This is a genomic window from Enterobacter sp. LU1 (assembly GCF_008271405.2).
Taxonomy (GTDB): domain Bacteria; phylum Pseudomonadota; class Gammaproteobacteria; order Enterobacterales; family Enterobacteriaceae; genus Enterobacter; species Enterobacter hormaechei_C.
In genome coordinates this window covers 2,825,217-2,842,506 of the sequence record NZ_CP043438.2, presented here as the reverse complement: position 1 = coordinate 2,842,506, position 17,290 = coordinate 2,825,217, and the positions used below count along the sequence as shown (strand labels likewise).

Sequence of the window (17,290 nt, the reverse complement as noted above, 5' to 3'; positions counted from 1 at the left end):
CTGTTTGGCTCCGGTTAGGGCTGAATGGTTTACAGTAATAACGATCGCTAAGTGACGTAAGCTGAGGGTATAACGATGCAACGCCTCTTTCCTGCACTGTGGGTAGTCCTGTTTTTAGTCGTATCTCCGCTGCATGCGGAGCCGAAAGTCTATGGCGAACAGCGTATTCACCGCTGGTGGGATGCAGTAACGGACGATATTGCGCAAACCTGGGAACAGCCGGATCGTTACGATCTCTACCTTCCGTTTCTGAGCTGGCATGCACGCTTCATGTATGACAAAGAGAAAACGGACAACTACAACGAAATGCCGTGGGGCGGGGGGCTGGGCGTGTCCCGCTACAATGACGAGGGCAACTGGAGCGCGCTCTTTGCCATGATGTTCAAAGATTCACATAACGAGTGGCAGCCCGCGATGGGCTACGGCTGGGAGAAGGGCTGGTATCTGGATAACGCAAAAGATTTCCGTCTGGGGCTGGGGGCCGCTGCGGGGATCACGGCACGCGACGACTTTGCCAACTATGTCCCGCTGCCGTTTATCTTCCCGCTTTTCTCTGCCGGATATAAGCGCGTCACCGTCCAGTTCACCTATATTCCCGGAACCTACAACAACGGCAACGTGCTGTTTGCCTGGCTGCGCCTGGGCTTTTAGAGGGTGATCACTTTTTTGGCCACTGCGTTGGACAGGATCAGCAGCGAAAACAGGACCGACGTAACAAAGGTAAGCACAATCAGAGCCAGTTTGGTGCTCAGGGACGTCACCGGAATGAGCGCGGTCAGCAGGTGAAACACTGAGTAGTGCATAATATAGACCCCGGTCATGGTTTTGCTAATGGCGGCCAGCACGGACTCTTTAAACTCCGCATTGCGGCGAAAACGCACGCCGTTGGCCGCAATCACCAGGGCAATAATCAGAATGTAGATTTGCGATCCGGTAAGAATAAAGGCGTTTCTGTCTGCTTTAAATAGCGCAAAAAAGAAGTGCCGTTCGTAAAACCACGTGAAGAGATAAATAAACGGTATGGCGATGACCGCTGCCCTGACCACATTTTTACGGCCGATCCACGCCGCGATCTGCGGATCGCAAAAGAGCTGCCCCGTCAGATAAAACAGTAGCCACGTCCACAGGCGATACTGCGGCGACAATGAAAGGACATGGGCATCAGGATAGAGGGCTGACAGTAAATCGTACCCGTATGAGAAAAGCAGCAGGGCGGCAATTACCCCGCAAAAGAGCGTTCGTCGCTGGCTGAGCCACTCCACCACCGGGTGAAACGTGTAAATCACAATAAACGCGAACACGAACCAGGGCTGGATCAGATATCCGCGCTGATAGGGCTCCCACAGGTAGTAAATCGTTACCCAGAACAGAAAGACGATCACCAGGCTTTTGATCTTATCCAGCTGCCAGCGCGTGCCGTGTCGGGATTGCCCGTCCAGATACCCTGCCACCACAAAAAATAACGGCGTGGCGATGGTCGAAATGAAGGTTAAAAAACCGAGGATCCAGTGATAGTCATAATCGTAATGATCCCAGGTGTTGTAGATGGTGAAAAAGGTAACCGCCGTCATACACCCCAGCGTCTTGATGATATTCAGCCCTGTCGCATTCATTGTTGTTCAGCTTTGTCCTTACGATGGAAACACGCGTAAATTACGGGGAGTACCAGCAGCGTCAGGATTGTAGCAAACCCAAGCCCAAACATAATCACAACGGCCATGCTCTGGAAGAACACATCCAGCAGCAGAGGGGCGAGGCCGAGTACGGTCGTAAAGGCGGTGAGGAGGATGGGACGCAGGCGCGACGTGGCGGCGTAAACGATCGCACTGTGCTGATCCTGCTGCACTTTCTGCTGTTCTATCTCTTCCACCAGCACAATGCCGTTGCGGATCAGCATCCCGCTCAGGCTCAGCAGGCCAATCAACGCCATAAAGCCAAAAGGGATGCCGGTAATTAAAAACCCCGGCGTCACGCCGATCAGCGCCAGCGGCACGGTCAGCCAGATGGCGACGGCGTTTTTCACCGAACTGAACATCAGCACCGTGATCACAAACATCACCAGATAGCCGAGTGGCAGCGTGGTAAATAGCCCCTGCTGCGCTTCGCTGGAGTTCTCCGCGTCACCGCCCCACTCAATGCTGTAGCCGTGGGGCAGGGGCAGGGCATCAATTTGCGGCTTCACGCGGGCGAGAATATCGCCGGAGGTTTGCTGGCTTAGCGGGTCAGGGTCGGTCTGCACGGTCAGCACGCGGGAGCGGTCACGGCGCAGGATCAGCGGATCTTCCCACTCCAGCGCGAAGCCGCTGATGACGTTGCTCAGCGGAATATACTGCTGCCGGGTTTGGCTCCAGACCAGAACGTTATTCAGGTGATTGGCGTCCAGCCGCTCGCTTTCCGGCGGGCGCACCACCACGGGCAACAGGTCGCTGCCTTCCCTGTACAGTCCTGCCCGACTGCCGGAGAAATTCATCTCCAGTGCGTTATCGACGTCCTGCTTATCCACGCCAAGCTCACGTCCCAGCGCGGTGACGTACTGCGGGCGGAGCACTTTGCTGCGATTTTGCCAGTCGTTCCTGACGCTGTCCGTCGCCGGATCGCGCGTAAGGATGTTGTCTACCTGGCTGGCGATCAGACGCAGCCTGTCCGGATCGGGGCCTTTAATACGTATTTCAATGGCGCTGTCGCCGGAGGGGCCAAACATCACCCGCTTCGTGCTGGCGTTAACCTGCGGATAGTTCCGTGCGATGTACTCATCAACGTGGCGGGTCAGGGCGGGGATGTTACGCTGGTCGTCCATTCTCACCATAATTTGCGCATAGTTGCTGTACTGCCGCTGTCCGCTGTAGGTCAAAATAAATCGCATACTTCCCTGACCAATCGTCGAGACCGTAGTTTCCACGCCTGGCTGGCCGTTAATGGTTTTCTCGATATCACCGGTCATCTTCTCGGTCCAGTTAATGTCGGTACCGTAAGGGAGCCAGAGGTCGACAAAGAAAATTGGCGTACTGGAGGAGGGGAAGAAGTTCTGTCGCACCGAGCCAAAGCCCCAGATGGCGGCGGCCAGCAGTGCGGCCATCACTACCAGCGTTGGCGCTTTACGCCGTAACAGCGCGTTGAGCACACCCTGATAGATCCGATAGATGCGTTTGTCATAGGGATCCGTTTCGTCGGCCTTTGGCGGTGCAGCATCTCGTTTAAACAGCCACCACTTAATCAGCACTGGCGTAATGGTGAGGGCTGAGAACCAGCTCAGCATGAGCGAAATCAGCAGGACCTGAAACAGCGACTTACAGTATTCGCCGGTGGAATCCTGTGACAGCCCGACGGGCGCAAAGGCCAGGATGGCGATGACCGTTGCACCCAGCAGCGGCAGCGCAGAACGGCGAATAATGTCGCTAATGGCGTTCATCAGGGACGAGCCCTGCTGCCGGGCTACCAGTACCCCTTCGACAATAACAATGGCATTGTCGACCAGCATGCTGAGGGCGATGATCAGAGCGCCCAGTGAAATGCGCTGTAGTTCAATACCCCAGAGATACATGATCAGCAGCGTGCCCAGCACGTTGAGGGCGAGGGAAAAGGCAATAATGATCCCGCTGCGTAAGCCCATAAAGATCAACAACACGCCGATGACAATCGCCAGCGCCATCAGGAAGTTAATGATAAATCCGTTAACGGAATGCCCGACCTCCGCCGCCTGATCGTAAAACAGGTCGATATGGATACCTGCCGGTTTCTCGGCTGACATCTGCTCTAGCTTCGCCTCCAGGGCATGTCCCACGTCGATCACGTTAACGCCGGGGATAAAGGAGACGCCCATGGTGACGGCTTTTCTGCCGTTGGCATGGTAGATGCTGGCAGGGGACGCATCCAGCCCGCGTGACAGGGTGGCAATATCCCGTAAGCGGGTAGCCGCCCCAACGCCGGGCGGGGTCACGATGAGATCGGCCAGCTCGTCAATACTTTCGAATTCACCGGTAGGATGCAGACGAATTGACTCGGTACCGGAGGGGATCTCTCCCGCGCTGGAGACCACGTTCAGCCTGCTGAGCTGGGCAGAAAGCTGGTTCAGCGTTATCCCGCGCGCGGCCATTTTGCTCAGAGAAATGTCCACGTTAATCTGCTGAGTGAGGGCTCCGCCGATGGCCACTTTGCCCACGCCTGGCACGAGGACCAACTCCCGGCGCAGCTGCTCGGCATAGCGAACCAGTTCCGGATTGCTGAATTCATCTCCGGAAATGGCAAAGAAAAAGCCGAACACATCGCCAAAATCGTCATTCACAAACGGGGTCACTACGCCGGGTGGAAACTGTCTGGCGGCATCTCCCACCCGGCGACGCAGTTCATCCCAGATTTGCGGCAGTACATTTGAGTGGTAGCGCGAGGCTATATTGACCGTGATCTGCGACAGGCCGCTGGAGGAGATGGAGCTGACGTTATCCAGATAAGGTAACTGCTGAAGCGCATTTTCCAGCGGCAGGGTGACCTCTTCCTCAACCTGCTGCGCCGACGCGCCCGGATAATGGGTGATCACCACCGCCGTTTTGATGGTAAACGCCGGATCTTCCAGTCTGCCAATGTTCAACAGGGCAATAATGCCGCCTACGCCCAGCAGCAAAATCGTCAGCCAGACGCGAACCGGGTTGCTGATAAACTGACGAGAGATATCCATTACAGTCCCCGTTCACGCGTCCAGATACGTACCGGCTGGTTGGGATGTAGCTCCCCAACGCCTGCGGCCACCACGCGTTCACCGGCCTTAAGCCCACCGACGATGACGACCCCCTCAGCGCTGACTTGCCCCACGCTGACCTTACGATCTTCAAGGTGCAACGTATCGCCTTCGCCCGTCACCACCCAGACATGTGGCTCATTGCGCGGGCGGTTATCCGGGTTAAAGACCGCTTCAACCGGCACTACCAGCGCCTCACTGCCCACGCCCGCCGGAAGGTTGGTTAAATTGATGGTGACCGTTCCGCTGACGCCGCCCACGACGGGAAAATCATCCGGGCGGGGCATGGTTAAAATCACCTGCCAGGTCAATGTGTTGCTGTCGCTACTGCCTGAGTGCTCTTTGTACACAGCGGTAAACTCGCGACCGGGCAGGGCATTGATCCTCACTACCGGTTTGTACTGCGCATTGCGAATATCGAAGGTGTTAAACAGGTTCTCTGGAAGGCTGAACACCACGTCAAGCAGATCGGTACGGGTCAAAGTGACGACGGGCTGGCCGGCGGAGACGACCTGATGATTTCGCACATGGACGCTGGCCGCTGTCCCGCTAAAGGGGGCGATGAGCGTCATCTGGCTTAATTCTTCGCGCGCAATCTGTAGCGCGGCGTTTGCTGAATCGCGGTTGGCGCGCTGGACATCCATCTCGGCTTTCGACACGGCCTGGCGTCCCGCCAGGGTCTGGAAGCGGTCGAATTGCCGCTGAGCCAGGGTCGCCGCCGTTTGCCTGTCGTTCAGGCGCTGCCGGGCTTCACGGGCGTTGAGGCTGGCGAGTCGTTGCCCCTGTTTGACAATGGCACCCTGGCGAATGTCCAGGGTCTCAATCTGCCCGGCTCGTTTGAACGCGAGATCCGTGGCGTCGCCGGATTCAATACGGGCGGGAAACACGCGCTGCTGCGCGTTGCCGGCCTTGACCACCTCTGCGACTTTTACCATTTTCGGCAGGGGCGCGGCGCGGTCGGGTTTCGGATCGCACGCCGTCAGCAGCAATAAAACAGCAGGCAGAAGAGAGAGGTAGCGCTTCACAGTATTCCCCTGATAATAATTGTTTTATTTATTTCGTCATCAATGCTGGGGTGGCGCTATTCTGCCAGGGCCGAGACGACCACATAGGTAAATAGACCGATTGCTGTGCTGGCGATAATGGCGAGCGCAATAAACAAACCAAGGCGAATCAGGCTTAAACCGTACATGCATTCCTCCATGAGGTTGAAGGTGGCGCGGGATAAAGAGAATAAACGTGTTGCATGCCTGACTATGAGCATAGTCGGTGAATAAATAAATGTTAAATAACCATTATTAGTGGCGTGACATACTCAGGCGAAACAAGCGTTACGATGGTGTATCCCCTTTGAATAACATCCTGATATTCCTGTGCTACGTTTAATAGCATCCATTCCTTTTTTTCCGTAAAAGGCATTCACGCCTGTACCCATGGGTTTGATGCGATCTCTCCTGATTCACTCACTGTTGTGTTGGTTATAAAAAAGGATGCTTGATATGTATAAAACGATTCTGGTGCCGGTGGATGTATACGAAACAGCATTGTCTGATAAAGCGCTACAGCATGCCCAATTCCTGGCGCAAAGCGCATCGGGTAATGTCCATCTGCTGTACGTTATGCCAAAGTTCTCGGCGGAACTGACCCGCGGTTTTATTGCAGACGCGAGAAAGATGGATGAATATATGATTAATAATGCTAAAGAAAAACTGGCTGCGCTGGTAAAAAAAATCAACCTGCCGGAAGCAAATGTCCATCTACATGTTCGCAGCGGGAATATACGTGATGAGGTAATCAAACTGGCGGATGAGCTTAACGTCGGTGCGATTATTGTGGGATCGCGTAATCCAAATATTCAAACTCATTTATTAGGGTCAGAGGCGGCGAGTATCGTTCGTTACGCGCATGTTCCTGTTTTCGTTATTCGTTAATGTCATGAAAGCAAGGTGATTTCTGAAAAGAACCCGAGGAAGGAACGATGATAACAGAAAAGCCTCACCGTCCGTATTATCAACAAACCGTTGATGAAACCCTGACAAATATCCAATCCAGCCTCGACGGACTTAGCAGTACAGAAGCCACCGCCAGGCTGGAAAAATACGGTGAAAATGCCTTACCGCAAAAACCGGGTAAACCTGGCTGGCTGCGCTTTCTGGCCCATTTCAACGATGTCCTTATTTACGTCCTTCTGGCGGCGGCGATGCTGAAGCTGATAATGGGACACTGGGTGGATATGTTTGTCATTCTTGGGGTAGCCATCATTAACGCCCTGATTGGCCATATTCAGGAGAGCAATGCGGAGAAATCACTGCAAAGTATTCGCAATATGCTCTCCAGCGAGGCTGTGGTCATCCGGCAGGGCAACCATGAAACTATCCCGACGACAGCGCTGGTGCCCGGAGATATCGTCGTGATACGCGCCGGGGATCGCATTCCTGCCGATCTTCGTGTGACAGAGGCGCACAACCTGCGGGTGGAAGAAGCTATTCTCACCGGCGAATCCACGGTAGTGGAGAAAAGCAGCGATGCGCTCCATGGGGAGTTGCCGTTAGGCGACCGTTACAACCTGCTTTATTCTGGCACCACCGTCAGCTCCGGCGGGGGAAAAGGGCTGGTGGTGGCGACCGGTGGGGAGACTGAACTCGGCCATATCAACCAGATGATGTCAGACATTGAAAAACACCGTACCCCGTTGATGGTGCAAATGGACAAGCTCGGCAAGACCATTTTTATCACCATTCTGGTAATGATGCTGGCGCTGTTCGTTTTCAGTCTTATCTTCCGTGATATGCCCGTATCAGAGCTGGTGCTGTCGTTGATTAGCCTTGCGGTAGCGGCGGTGCCGGAAGGATTACCGGCCATTATCTCGATCATCCTCTCGCTGGGCGTGCAGGCGATGGCGCGTCGCAAGGCGATTATTCGCAAGCTGCCTACCGTGGAAACGCTGGGGGCGATGACGGTTATCTGCTCGGACAAAACCGGCACCCTGACCATGAATGAGATGACGGTAAAAGCGGTGATTACCGCGGACACCACCTACCGCGTGGAGGGAGACAGCTACGAGCCGGTGGGTACTATTCACCCCGTTGACGATCCGACACCGGTCACCGTGAACCCGGGATCTGTGCTGGAGCGCTATCTGCGCACAGTCGATCTCTGTAATGACAGCCAGCTGATCAAAGATGAGCAGGGGCTGTGGAAAATCACCGGCGGGCCTACCGAAGGCGCGCTGAAGGTGCTGGCGGCCAAAATTCCGCTTCCGGCAATTGACGCCGAATTGCGCAGTAAAATCCCATTTGATTCGCAATATAAATACATGTCCACCCTCTATCGCCTGGGCGACGAAGAGGTGATGTTAATCACCGGTGCGCCGGACGTCCTTTTCCGTCTTTGCCAGCACCAGCAGACCCAAAACGGGCTGGAGCCGTTCAACCTGCACTACTGGGAAGAGAAGATTGAAGAGTATGCGCGCGAGGGATTGCGCATGGTGGCTGCGGCCTGGAAACCGGCCGCCAGCGGGCAGCACGAGCTGACGCATGCGGATCTGCAAGAAGGGGTCATACTGCTCGGCATTGCGGGCATGATGGATCCCCCGCGCCCGGAAGCTATTTCGGCCATTGCCGACTGCTTGCAGGCGGGCATTCACGTGAAAATGATTACCGGCGATCATCCACAAACGGCGATGAGCATTGGTCAGATGCTGGGTATTGGCAACGCGGTGAGCGCCATTACCGGGCGCGAGCTGGAGGCGATGGACGACCACCAGCTGAGCGAGGCGGCGCAAAAATACGATATCTTTGCCCGCACCAGCCCGGAAGATAAATTCCGCCTGGTGCAGGCGCTGCAAAGTAAGCAGGAAGTGGTAGGAATGACGGGGGACGGGGTGAACGATGCGCCTGCGCTGAAGCGGGCGGATGTCGGCATCGCGATGGGGATCAAAGGTACTGAAGTCACCAAAGAAGCCGCCGATATGGTGTTAACGGATGATAACTTTGCCACCATTGCCCGGGCGGTCCATGAAGGGCGTCGGGTCTACGACAACCTGAAAAAGACCATTTTGTTCGTTATCCCGAGCAACATCGCCCAGGCCTTGCTGATCATTATTGCCCTGCTGGCGGGGAACCTGATCCCATTAACACCGGTACTGATCCTGTGGATGAACATGGCAACCTCGGCAACGCTGTCGTTTGGCCTGGCGTTTGAAGCGGGTGAGAAGGACATCATGAACCGGCCGCCGCGTAAGTCTAACCTGCATGTGATGGACGGTTATGCCATCTGGCGAGTGGTGTTTGTCGGCCTGATGATTGCCATCAGCGCCTTTGTGCTGGAGGCCTGGCTGCAACCACGCGGCTACTCACCGGAGTTCATCCGCACCGTGTTGCTGCAAACGCTGGTCACCGCCCAGTGGTTTTACATGCTCAACTGCCGCGTCACCGACGGCTTCTCCCTGAGTAAAGGTCTGCTGGCTAACAAGGGGATATGGATTGTGAGCGGCGTACTTCTGGCACTTCAGCTTCTGATCATCTATGCGCCGTTCATGCAAATGCTGTTCGGTACCGAAGCGCTACCGTTCCGCTACTGGATCATTACCTTCCTGATTGGGTTTGCGATGTTCATGATTGTTGAAGCAGAAAAAGTCCTTACCCGGAGATGGCGCACGACGAAAAGATGACTGAATGAGTAGGCTAAGCCTGCCCACCGGCAGGCTTTCTCTTTGACTGAGTACAGAACACTATGATTCGATTTGCCTCGTTCGTTTTTACGCTTGGTATTCTGGTTCCCGCTGCATCTGCTGTAACCTACCCCCTCCCTCCCGAGGGCAGCCGTCTGGTGGGGGCGCCGATCACCATCACCGTGCCTGAGGGCAATACTCTGCCGCTCGAAGCTTTTGCAGCGCAGCACGGACAGGGGTTGAGCAATATGCTGGAAGCCAACCCGGGGGTGGATCCGTTTTTACCGCGAGCCGGAACACAGCTGGTGGTACCCCAGCAGCTTATTCTGCCGCCAACGGTGCGCGAGGGGATTGTGGTGAACGTCGCGGAAATGCGACTTTACTATTATCCACCCGGCAGCAACACGGTTGAGGTGCTGCCTATTGGCATCGGTCAGGCCGGGCGCGAAACGCCGCGTAACTGGGTAACCGCCGTTGAGCGCAAACAGGAAGGCCCAACCTGGTCACCCACGCCAAATACGCGACGCGCTTACGCGAAAGAGGGGAAAACGTTGCCCGCGTTCGTTCCCGCCGGGCCGGATAACCCGATGGGGCTGTATGCCCTCTATATCGGCAGGCTGTACGCGATCCACGGTACCAACTCAAATTTCGGCATTGGTCTGCGCGTCAGCCAGGGCTGCATTCGCCTGCGTAATAACGATATCAAATACCTGTTCGATAACGTTTCGGTGGGGACGAGGGTACAGCTTATCGATCAGCCCTTAAAGGTGACCACCGAGCCGGACGGTAGCCGTTGGGTAGAGGTTCACGAGCCGCTGTCACGCAATCGCGCGGAATTTGAATCGACAAATAAGGTGCCGCTGCCCATTTCAGCCGCACAAAGGACGCAGCTAATAAGTGAAGGGGCGGGGGCTGAGCTGGAACGGCGGTCGGGGATGCCGGTGAAGCTTGCTATGCCCGGTGGCGCTGCGCTTACCGGGCCTACAGGACCGTAGGTCGGGTAAGGCGAAGCCGCCACCCGACAATTTTACCGAACGCAGAATGTAGGTCGGGTAAGCACAGCGCCACCCGACAAACTGACCGAACGCAGAAAAGCAAAAAGCCTGCTTTAAAAGCAGGCTTTTCAAATTTGGCTCCTCTGACTGGACTCGAACCAGTGACATACGGATTAACAGTCCGCCGTTCTACCGACTGAACTACAGAGGAATCGTGTGAACGGGGCGCATATTATCGACCTGCGTACGCCTTGTCAAAGGATGGATCGCCGACTTTGAACTGTTTGCTGACAAAACCAGCAAAGTGACGTTTTTGCCAACGGAATGCACCATTATTGTGCAGATATACCCCGAATGGGGCAGATCGGAAACCGTTGTCCTCGACTCAAAACAGGCACCAGTGATTGGCTTTCCTTATTTTCAGCCGCTTAGCAGCGACATACACCCGCTGCAAAAAACTGGCATCCATATTGCAAAACCTGTTTAACAACACAGCCGTTACCGGCACGCTATTTTCGAACAGGGGGCAACATGAACTTAAGACGACTGAAATACTTCGTAAAAATCGTCGATATCGGCAGCCTGACCCAGGCGGCTGAAGTGCTGCATATCGCGCAGCCTGCGCTGAGCCAGCAGGTCGCGACTCTGGAAGGCGAAATGGACCAGCAACTGTTGATCCGCACCAAGCGCGGCGTAACGCCTACCGAAGCGGGAAAAATTTTATATACCCATGCCCGCACGATCCTGCGTCAGTGTGAACAGGCGCAGCTGGCCGTGCACAATGTGGGTCAGACCCTGAGCGGCCATGTCTCCATCGGGCTGGCGCCGGGAACGGCCGCATCGTCTGTCACCATGCCGCTGCTTCAGGCGGTGCGCGCGGAGCTACCGGAAGTGCTGGTTTATCTGCATGAGAACAGTGGTTCCGTGCTTAATGACAAACTGCTCAACGGTCAGCTGGATATGGCGGTGCTGTACGATCGCTCCCCGGTTGCCGGGATCACCAGCCAGCCGCTGCTGAAGGAAGATCTTTACCTGGTCGGTACCCGTGATTGCCCCGGCCAGAGCATTGATTTAACCGCTGTGGCAGAGATGAACCTGTTCCTGCCGCGCGACTACAGTGCCGTGCGCGTGCGCGTTGACGAAGCGTTCTCGCTGCGCCGTCTGACGGCGAAGATCATCGGCGAGATTGATTCCATCTCCACGCTGACTGCCGCCATTGCCAGCGGCATGGGTGTAACGGTTCTGCCCGAGTCTGCCGCACGTTCACTGTGCAGCGCGGCGAACGGCTGGATGGCCCGCATCACCACGCCATCCATGAGCTTACCGCTGTCGTTGAATATGTCCGCGCGCGGCTCCCTGTCACCGCAGGCGCAGGCGGTGAAAGAGATCCTGATGTCGCTGGTCAGTAAGCCGTCGCTGGAAAATCGCGAGCTGCAACTCGTCAGCTGATATTCCAAATAAGCATAAGATGCTGGTTTTTATTATTTGTTCTCCAGCCCGCCTGACTCTAACAATAGCCTTATGTCAGATGCGCCGGAGTGAATTGTGAATTTCCAGCAACTTAAAATTATTCGTGAGGCGGCCAGGCGGGATTACAACCTGACCGAAGTCGCCAATATGCTTTACACCTCTCAGTCGGGCGTCAGCCGACATATCCGCGAGCTGGAGGAGGAGTTAGGCATTGAGATTTTTATCCGTCGCGGCAAGCGCCTGCTGGGTATGACCGAGCCAGGCAAGGCATTGCTGACCATCGCTGAGCGCATTCTCAACGAGGCCAGCAACGTTCGTCGGCTGGCGGATCTCTTTACCAACGACGCTTCCGGTGTGCTGACTATCGCCACCACCCATACACAGGCGCGTTACAGCCTTCCGACGGTTATCAAAGCATTTCGTGAGATCTTCCCGGACGTACGTCTCGAACTGATCCAGGGCACGCCGCAGGAAATTGAAGTGCTGCTGCATAACGGTGGGGCCGATATCGGTATCGCCAGTGAACGGCTGAGCAATGACCCGCTGCTGGTGGCGTTCCCGTGGTTCCGCTGGCACCACAGCCTGCTATTACCCGCCGAACACCCGCTGAACCAGGTTTCACCGTTGACGCTGGAAGAGATCGTCAAATGGCCGCTTATCACCTACCGGCAGGGCATTACCGGGCGTTCGCGCATAGATGAAGCGTTCAAGCGTAAAGGGCTCACGCCGGACGTGGTGCTGAGCGCGCAGGATTCCGACGTGATCAAAACCTACGTCGAGTTAGGGCTGGGGATTGGCCTGGTGGCCGAGCAGTCTGGCGGAGAATATGAGGCTGGTAATCTGGTGCGTCTGGATACACGTCATCTGTTCGATGCGAACACCGTCTGGCTGGGGCTGAAGCGCGGGCAGCTTCAGCGTAACTATGTGTGGCGTTTTATCGAGCTGTGCAATGCGGGGCTCTCCGTGGATGAGATCAAACGCCAGGTGATGGAGCCGGAAGAAGTGGCGATTGATTATCAGATTTAGTTTTTGCCCGGCGGCGCATTGTCTGCCGGGAACGGTAAGAGTGGCTCTAAGTCTTCCTGGGTGATGCGTGTACCGAGTTAAATAAAATAATGCCATCCATAAATGAATGGCATTATTATTTTATTTCTTAATGGCTAATTCCTTTTAGACATATTTAAAAAGTGTATCCGGCAGTTAAATAGTAGGCCCACCCCGTAGAGTCTATACGGGTGATCTGTCCTTTGCTATTATATGCTTTACTGCCTTCTTCAAATTGCCCACCATGATAGAAATAACGAAGGGTCGCGCCATAGCTCCAGTGAGAGTAAACTAAGCTGAGGATATGGGTAGAAACTATTGAATCATTAGTACGGGAGTAAAAGGGTTGCTCGCCACCTGATTCGTCTTTTAAGTCTGAGCCAAAATCAAAATTGGTGAAACCGACGTAATTTAGCTTCCCGCCAAACAGTGTAGTTAAAGGAATAGCATATTTTAATTTAAAGCGATATCCATCCCATTCGTTTTCGTTGGCGGCGTTATAATTATTCCCCTGGTATTTAGCGTAGATGTTTGCAGATAAAGTTATCGGTAATCCCGTATCAATATCCGTCCCAATTCCCATATACCAGGTACTTTGACGCTGTCCTTCGTTAGTACCCGCATCATAAATATAGTTGTGAGCAAAATACCATTCTTTAAATGGACCAACGCTCAGATCAAGTCCCGTTAATTTACCGATACTAAAACGTGGCTCTATTTCTGTAAAGAATGGCGAGCCATTGTCCCAAATACCAATGTCGTTGTCATTTCCCAAACCAAAAAATTTAGGTAAATCCGCATAGCCGTAAAAATCAAACCAATCCACATGTGCCCACGCACGGTATTCTGGATAGAGATCGGACCTTTTTTGTGGCCCAAAGCGAGTAGAGTTGCTGCCGACTATATTAATGCTTTGATGCCACCAGTCTGATAGATATTCATTATTACCAGAGTCCGCAAACGCAATCATGGGGAGCATTATCAATGCGCCTGGTAAAAGATATTTCATTTTTTTCATGCGTGTATTTCCTTTAATGGGAGTATGTTGAAAAGCGAGTGGTATTTAAAATACATGTCAGTATTTAATCACTTCTTGTTTAATTCATTTTGCTGCGCTTACATCAGTCACCCTCATTTCATGATCGGGTTTAACTGGGCTATGCGCCTTCACATAATCAATAATTGAATCGGCAGAGGTAGTGCTGTTAATAGTTTTAATATTTTTCCCTTTTAAAAATGCTTCAAATCCATCGCCACCTGTCGCACAAAATGAGTGTGTAGCAACCCGATATATCTTGGTCGGATCTATGGGTTGATTATTGACAGTGAATTTAATGAGACGTTTGCCCAGCGGTTTTGTACTGTCATAGACAACATGAACGCTTTTTGATACTTGCAAAATACCATTGGTGAGATTAGTCGCATGGATCATTAAATCGGTGAGATCTTTTCCGGTAAGATCCATTTCAACCAGGTCATTATTAAACGGGAAGGTGGTAATAACATCGCCGTAGGTTAAATTTCCCTGTGGGAAATCAGCACGTATCCCTCCGCTGTTTTGTAATCCAACGACGGCATCCGGCACTTTTGCCATCATGGCATCAATTATCAAATTACCGACGGGTGATGATTCCCCATATGAACGCGTAAAGTGCGCCGTTGTCGAACCAATAACCTGGCCAGTGATTTTTTTCAGACTGGCATTCCACTCATCAATTTTAAGCTGAACTTTTGGATCAGGTTTATATTCATCAGCAAATACAGTGATTAATTCACCTTTGTAACGCACAATTTTCTTCGTCTGAGGGTTAAAATCCAATACTAATTTACCAATGTCAGTACCATAGGCATCCGTTGAAACAATGATAGTGTCATTAACTTTAATCGGTTCTGGCGTCCCTACATGGGCATGGCCTGTGATTAATACATCAATACCCTTAAATTTCTTCGCGGTATCGATATCAGCTTGTAGCATTCTGGCTACGTCTTTGTTTCCATAGCTTGACTGGCGCGCTGGCGTACCTTCATGAATAAGCAGCACGATGATATCCACTTTACCTTTTAAGGCATCAAGCCCTTTTTGAATATAAGGCTCTTCATCACGCGCCTCTGAACCAGCGTAAGCCTTAGCTGCAATCGTGTCATAAAATGCAAATTTCTGATGTACCCCGATTACGCCAATTTTGATGCCATCTTTTTCGACAACCGTCCAAGGGGTATTCCAGACGGGCTTTTCACTGTTGGTATAAAAAATATTACCTAACAAAATGGGGAAGTGTGCTCTTGATAACTGCTTAACCATGTTATCAACGCCATAGTCAAATTCGTGGTTTCCCACTGACACAGCATCAAAGGGCATGGTGTTCATGATATCAATAATGGCTTCGCCTTTGGTCAGGGTACTTATATAGGGCCCGGTAAAGTAATCACCTGCATCAAAGAAAAAAACATCTTTACTTATTTTCTTAGCATCATTGACGATGGTCGCTATATTCGCAAAACCTCCTACCAGACGTTCTTTGTCAACGGTGGGTAGTTTCCCAGGAGAGACATGAGCATGTAGATCGTTGGTATAGTAAATAGTTACATCTTTTGCATGAACTGAGGCGGTTAACGTTGCGAACCAACATAACGTAATCAGGCTCAGCTTTATATTTTTCTTCATAATCAATTCCCTTGAAAAAAATAATAGCTTGAAAAGGGTCCATGTAGAGGTATGAACCCTTAAACGTTTATTTTATTTCAATGCATTCATCACCAATGCGGCGCCAAAAGCCTGTATGGTAAGAACCTTTACTTTTTCACATCAGCAACGCGCATGCCGTTGAGCTGCTCATCCGTAATAGTGTTGCCCGCTTTGAAGTAATCGATCACGGCATTAGAAACGTAGTAACCGCCTGTTGTATTACGCGCTTTACCCTCGGTAAAGGTGGTAAAACCATCGCCGCCGTCAGCAAGGAAGCTCTGAGTGGCAATGTGGTAGACTGTCGCATCCTCAATCGGCTTGCCATTAAGGTTAAATACGACGACCCGCTGACCGATTGGTTTACTGCTGTCATACTTCACCTCTAGGCCTTTTGAAACCTGCAAGACGCCATTACTTAAACTTGCGGCATGTTCCATCAACGTGCGTAATTGTTTACCCGTAAGATCCATTGTGGCCAGCTCGTTAGGGAAGGGGAACGTACTGATGACGTCACCCATCGTAATTGCGCCCGACGGGATCTCATTGCGAATGCCGCCCGAGTTGGTCAAGGCTAGCTGAGTATTTTTACCCGCAGCCACCAGTAGAGCGTCCGCAGCCAGATTACCCAGCGGGGCTGATTCACCATACGCGCGCGTCAACTCAACCGGCGACTGCGCCACCGTTTGTTGAACTACTTTATCCAGTTTCTTATTCCAGCCGTCTATAACCTGTTTCGTTTGCGGATCGGGCTTCCACTCATCGGCGTAAATGGTTTTAAGCTCAAAATTTTTCATCGTAAACTGATGCGGCTTCGTGTAGTCCAGTACCAGTTTCCCCACATCAATGCCGCCGCTGTCGGTCGAGAGGATCAGCGTATTGCCAACTTTAATCGGTTCCGGCGTACCGACATGCGCATGTCCCGTAATCAGAATATCCAGACCTTTCACCTGGCTTGCAGTTTGAATATCTTTATCCAGTGCACGTCGTACGTCGGTCCCTCCCATACTGGACTGACGCGCCGGTGTACCTTCATGGACCAGCAATACGGTCAGGTCGACTTTGCCTTTCAGTTCATCCAGATAGCGCTGTAACCACTTAATTTCATCCCGCGCTTCAATGCCTACGCGCGTTGCCGCGGAGACGGTATCATTGAAGGCAAACACGCCGTGCAAACCAATGACGCCAATTTTCACGCCATCTTTTTCGACGATGGTATAAGGTTTATCCCAGAATAATTTGCTGCTGTTCTCATAGAATATGTTGCCCTGTACGACAGGGAATTTCGCCTGGCTTAGCTGTAATAATGTATTATCCCAGCCATGATCAAATTCATGATTACCTATCGTTACAACATCAAACGACATGGTATTCATAATATCAATAATTGCTTTTCCCTTCGTTAAGCTACTAATATAAGGGCCAGTGAAATAGTCACCTGCATCAAAAAACCATGTCGCTTTACTTTTTGATTTTTCCTCTTTTACCAGAGTAGTGATATTCGCCCAGCCACCAATATCCCGTTTGCCGTCAGCAATCCATGGCACTTTATAAGGTTCTACATGAGCATGGAGATCATTGGTATAAAGGATGGTGACATCCTTAGCGCAGGCCCAAAATGGTAGCGTCGTCAGAATACCCGCAGCGATTAACTTTATCTTCATAAGTCGTTCCTTTCAGTCATATAAAGATTC

Annotated in this window: 12 protein-coding genes and 1 tRNA gene; 6 read left to right on the top strand and 7 right to left on the bottom strand. The window is 52.5% G+C overall.

The genetic code is table 11. From position 1 onward, the window contains the following. The first annotated feature begins 75 nt into the window (after window positions 1-75). The gene (gene pagP / locus FZF21_RS13655) at window positions 76-651 is read left to right on the top strand and encodes a lipid IV(A) palmitoyltransferase PagP (protein ID WP_003859516.1); all 576 of its coding nucleotides are present in this window, start codon (window positions 76-78) and stop codon (window positions 649-651) included. Here the strand turns inward: pagP and FZF21_RS13650 are convergent. The 3 genes from FZF21_RS13650 to FZF21_RS13640 are packed head-to-tail and all read right to left on the bottom strand — an operon-like array spanning window position 648 to window position 5,757. Further along, entirely contained in the window at window positions 648-1,571 is a 924-nt protein-coding gene (locus FZF21_RS13650) for an acyltransferase family protein (RefSeq protein ID WP_026080612.1), read from the bottom strand. The two genes, pagP and FZF21_RS13650, sit on opposite strands and share 4 nt — an antisense overlap. A gap of 38 nt (window positions 1,572-1,609) precedes the next feature. Further along, a complete protein-coding gene (locus FZF21_RS13645; protein ID WP_149121285.1) occupies window positions 1,610-4,672 on the bottom strand; it encodes an efflux RND transporter permease subunit in 3,063 nt (1,020 codons plus the stop codon). Then, on the bottom strand, window positions 4,672-5,757 hold the full coding sequence (locus FZF21_RS13640) for an efflux RND transporter periplasmic adaptor subunit (RefSeq protein ID WP_167497064.1): 1,086 nt from the start codon (window positions 5,755-5,757) through the stop codon (window positions 4,672-4,674). Before FZF21_RS13640 ends, FZF21_RS13645 begins: the two co-directional genes overlap by 1 nt. Window positions 5,758-6,231: 474 nt before the next feature. On the opposite strand from FZF21_RS13640, the gene FZF21_RS13635 reads away from it, so the two are divergent. From FZF21_RS13635 to ldtA, 3 genes are all read left to right on the top strand, one after another. Next, window positions 6,232-6,663 carry a universal stress protein gene (locus tag FZF21_RS13635; RefSeq protein ID WP_003859525.1) on the top strand — a complete coding sequence of 144 codons (432 nt, stop codon included), beginning with the start codon at window positions 6,232-6,234 and terminating at the stop codon, window positions 6,661-6,663. Window positions 6,664-6,710: 47 nt separating this feature from the next. After that, entirely contained in the window at window positions 6,711-9,404 is a 2,694-nt protein-coding gene (locus FZF21_RS13630) for a cation-transporting P-type ATPase (protein WP_149121286.1), read from the top strand. Window positions 9,405-9,466: 62 nt separating this feature from the next. Continuing rightward, complete coding sequence (gene ldtA, locus FZF21_RS13625) at window positions 9,467-10,399, top strand: L,D-transpeptidase (RefSeq protein WP_015572412.1); 933 nt, start codon at window positions 9,467-9,469, stop codon at window positions 10,397-10,399. Between the two features lie 135 nt (window positions 10,400-10,534). Here the strand turns inward: ldtA and FZF21_RS13620 are convergent. Further along, window positions 10,535-10,610: transfer RNA gene (locus tag FZF21_RS13620), tRNA-Asn, on the bottom strand. 320 nt (window positions 10,611-10,930) lie between these two features. On the opposite strand from FZF21_RS13620, the gene nac reads away from it, so the two are divergent. Further along, window positions 10,931-11,848, top strand: a complete 918-nt coding sequence (gene nac / locus FZF21_RS13615; protein ID WP_003859531.1) for a nitrogen assimilation transcriptional regulator NAC — start codon at window positions 10,931-10,933, stop codon at window positions 11,846-11,848. Window positions 11,849-11,944: 96 nt separating this feature from the next. Continuing rightward, window positions 11,945-12,895, top strand: a complete 951-nt coding sequence (gene cbl / locus FZF21_RS13610; protein ID WP_017383311.1) for an HTH-type transcriptional regulator Cbl — start codon at window positions 11,945-11,947, stop codon at window positions 12,893-12,895. A 154-nt stretch (window positions 12,896-13,049) separates the two neighbouring features. Here cbl and FZF21_RS13605 read toward each other — a convergent pair whose 3' ends face one another. The 3 genes from FZF21_RS13605 to FZF21_RS13595 form a co-directional block, all read right to left on the bottom strand. Further along, the gene (locus tag FZF21_RS13605) at window positions 13,050-13,931 is read right to left on the bottom strand and encodes a nucleoside-specific channel-forming protein Tsx (protein ID WP_149121287.1); all 882 of its coding nucleotides are present in this window, start codon (window positions 13,929-13,931) and stop codon (window positions 13,050-13,052) included. An 84-nt stretch (window positions 13,932-14,015) separates the two neighbouring features. After that, the gene (locus FZF21_RS13600) at window positions 14,016-15,578 is read right to left on the bottom strand and encodes a bifunctional UDP-sugar hydrolase/5'-nucleotidase (RefSeq protein WP_149121288.1); all 1,563 of its coding nucleotides are present in this window, start codon (window positions 15,576-15,578) and stop codon (window positions 14,016-14,018) included. 128 nt (window positions 15,579-15,706) lie between these two features. Next, complete coding sequence (locus FZF21_RS13595; protein ID WP_015572415.1) at window positions 15,707-17,260, bottom strand: bifunctional UDP-sugar hydrolase/5'-nucleotidase; 1,554 nt, start codon at window positions 17,258-17,260, stop codon at window positions 15,707-15,709. Window positions 17,261-17,290 lie beyond the last annotated feature (30 nt).

What these genes read in the sequence shown, in the direction of transcription:
- FZF21_RS13600 (WP_149121288.1), bottom strand. Translation starts at nt 15,578, where the DNA reads ATGAAGAAAAATATAAAGCTGAGCCTGATTACGTTATGTTGGTTCGCA.
- FZF21_RS13630 (WP_149121286.1), top strand. Translation starts at nt 6,711, where the DNA reads ATGATAACAGAAAAGCCTCACCGTCCGTATTATCAACAAACCGTTGAT.
- ldtA (WP_015572412.1), top strand. Translation starts at nt 9,467, where the DNA reads ATGATTCGATTTGCCTCGTTCGTTTTTACGCTTGGTATTCTGGTTCCC.
- FZF21_RS13645 (WP_149121285.1), bottom strand. Translation starts at nt 4,672, where the DNA reads ATGGATATCTCTCGTCAGTTTATCAGCAACCCGGTTCGCGTCTGGCTG.
- FZF21_RS13605 (WP_149121287.1), bottom strand. Translation starts at nt 13,931, where the DNA reads ATGAAAAAAATGAAATATCTTTTACCAGGCGCATTGATAATGCTCCCC.
- FZF21_RS13650 (WP_026080612.1), bottom strand. Translation starts at nt 1,571, where the DNA reads ATGACGGCGGTTACCTTTTTCACCATCTACAACACCTGGGATCATTAC.
- nac (WP_003859531.1), top strand. Translation starts at nt 10,931, where the DNA reads ATGAACTTAAGACGACTGAAATACTTCGTAAAAATCGTCGATATCGGC.
- FZF21_RS13595 (WP_015572415.1), bottom strand. Translation starts at nt 17,260, where the DNA reads ATGAAGATAAAGTTAATCGCTGCGGGTATTCTGACGACGCTACCATTT.
- FZF21_RS13635 (WP_003859525.1), top strand. Translation starts at nt 6,232, where the DNA reads ATGTATAAAACGATTCTGGTGCCGGTGGATGTATACGAAACAGCATTG.
- pagP (WP_003859516.1), top strand. Translation starts at nt 76, where the DNA reads ATGCAACGCCTCTTTCCTGCACTGTGGGTAGTCCTGTTTTTAGTCGTA.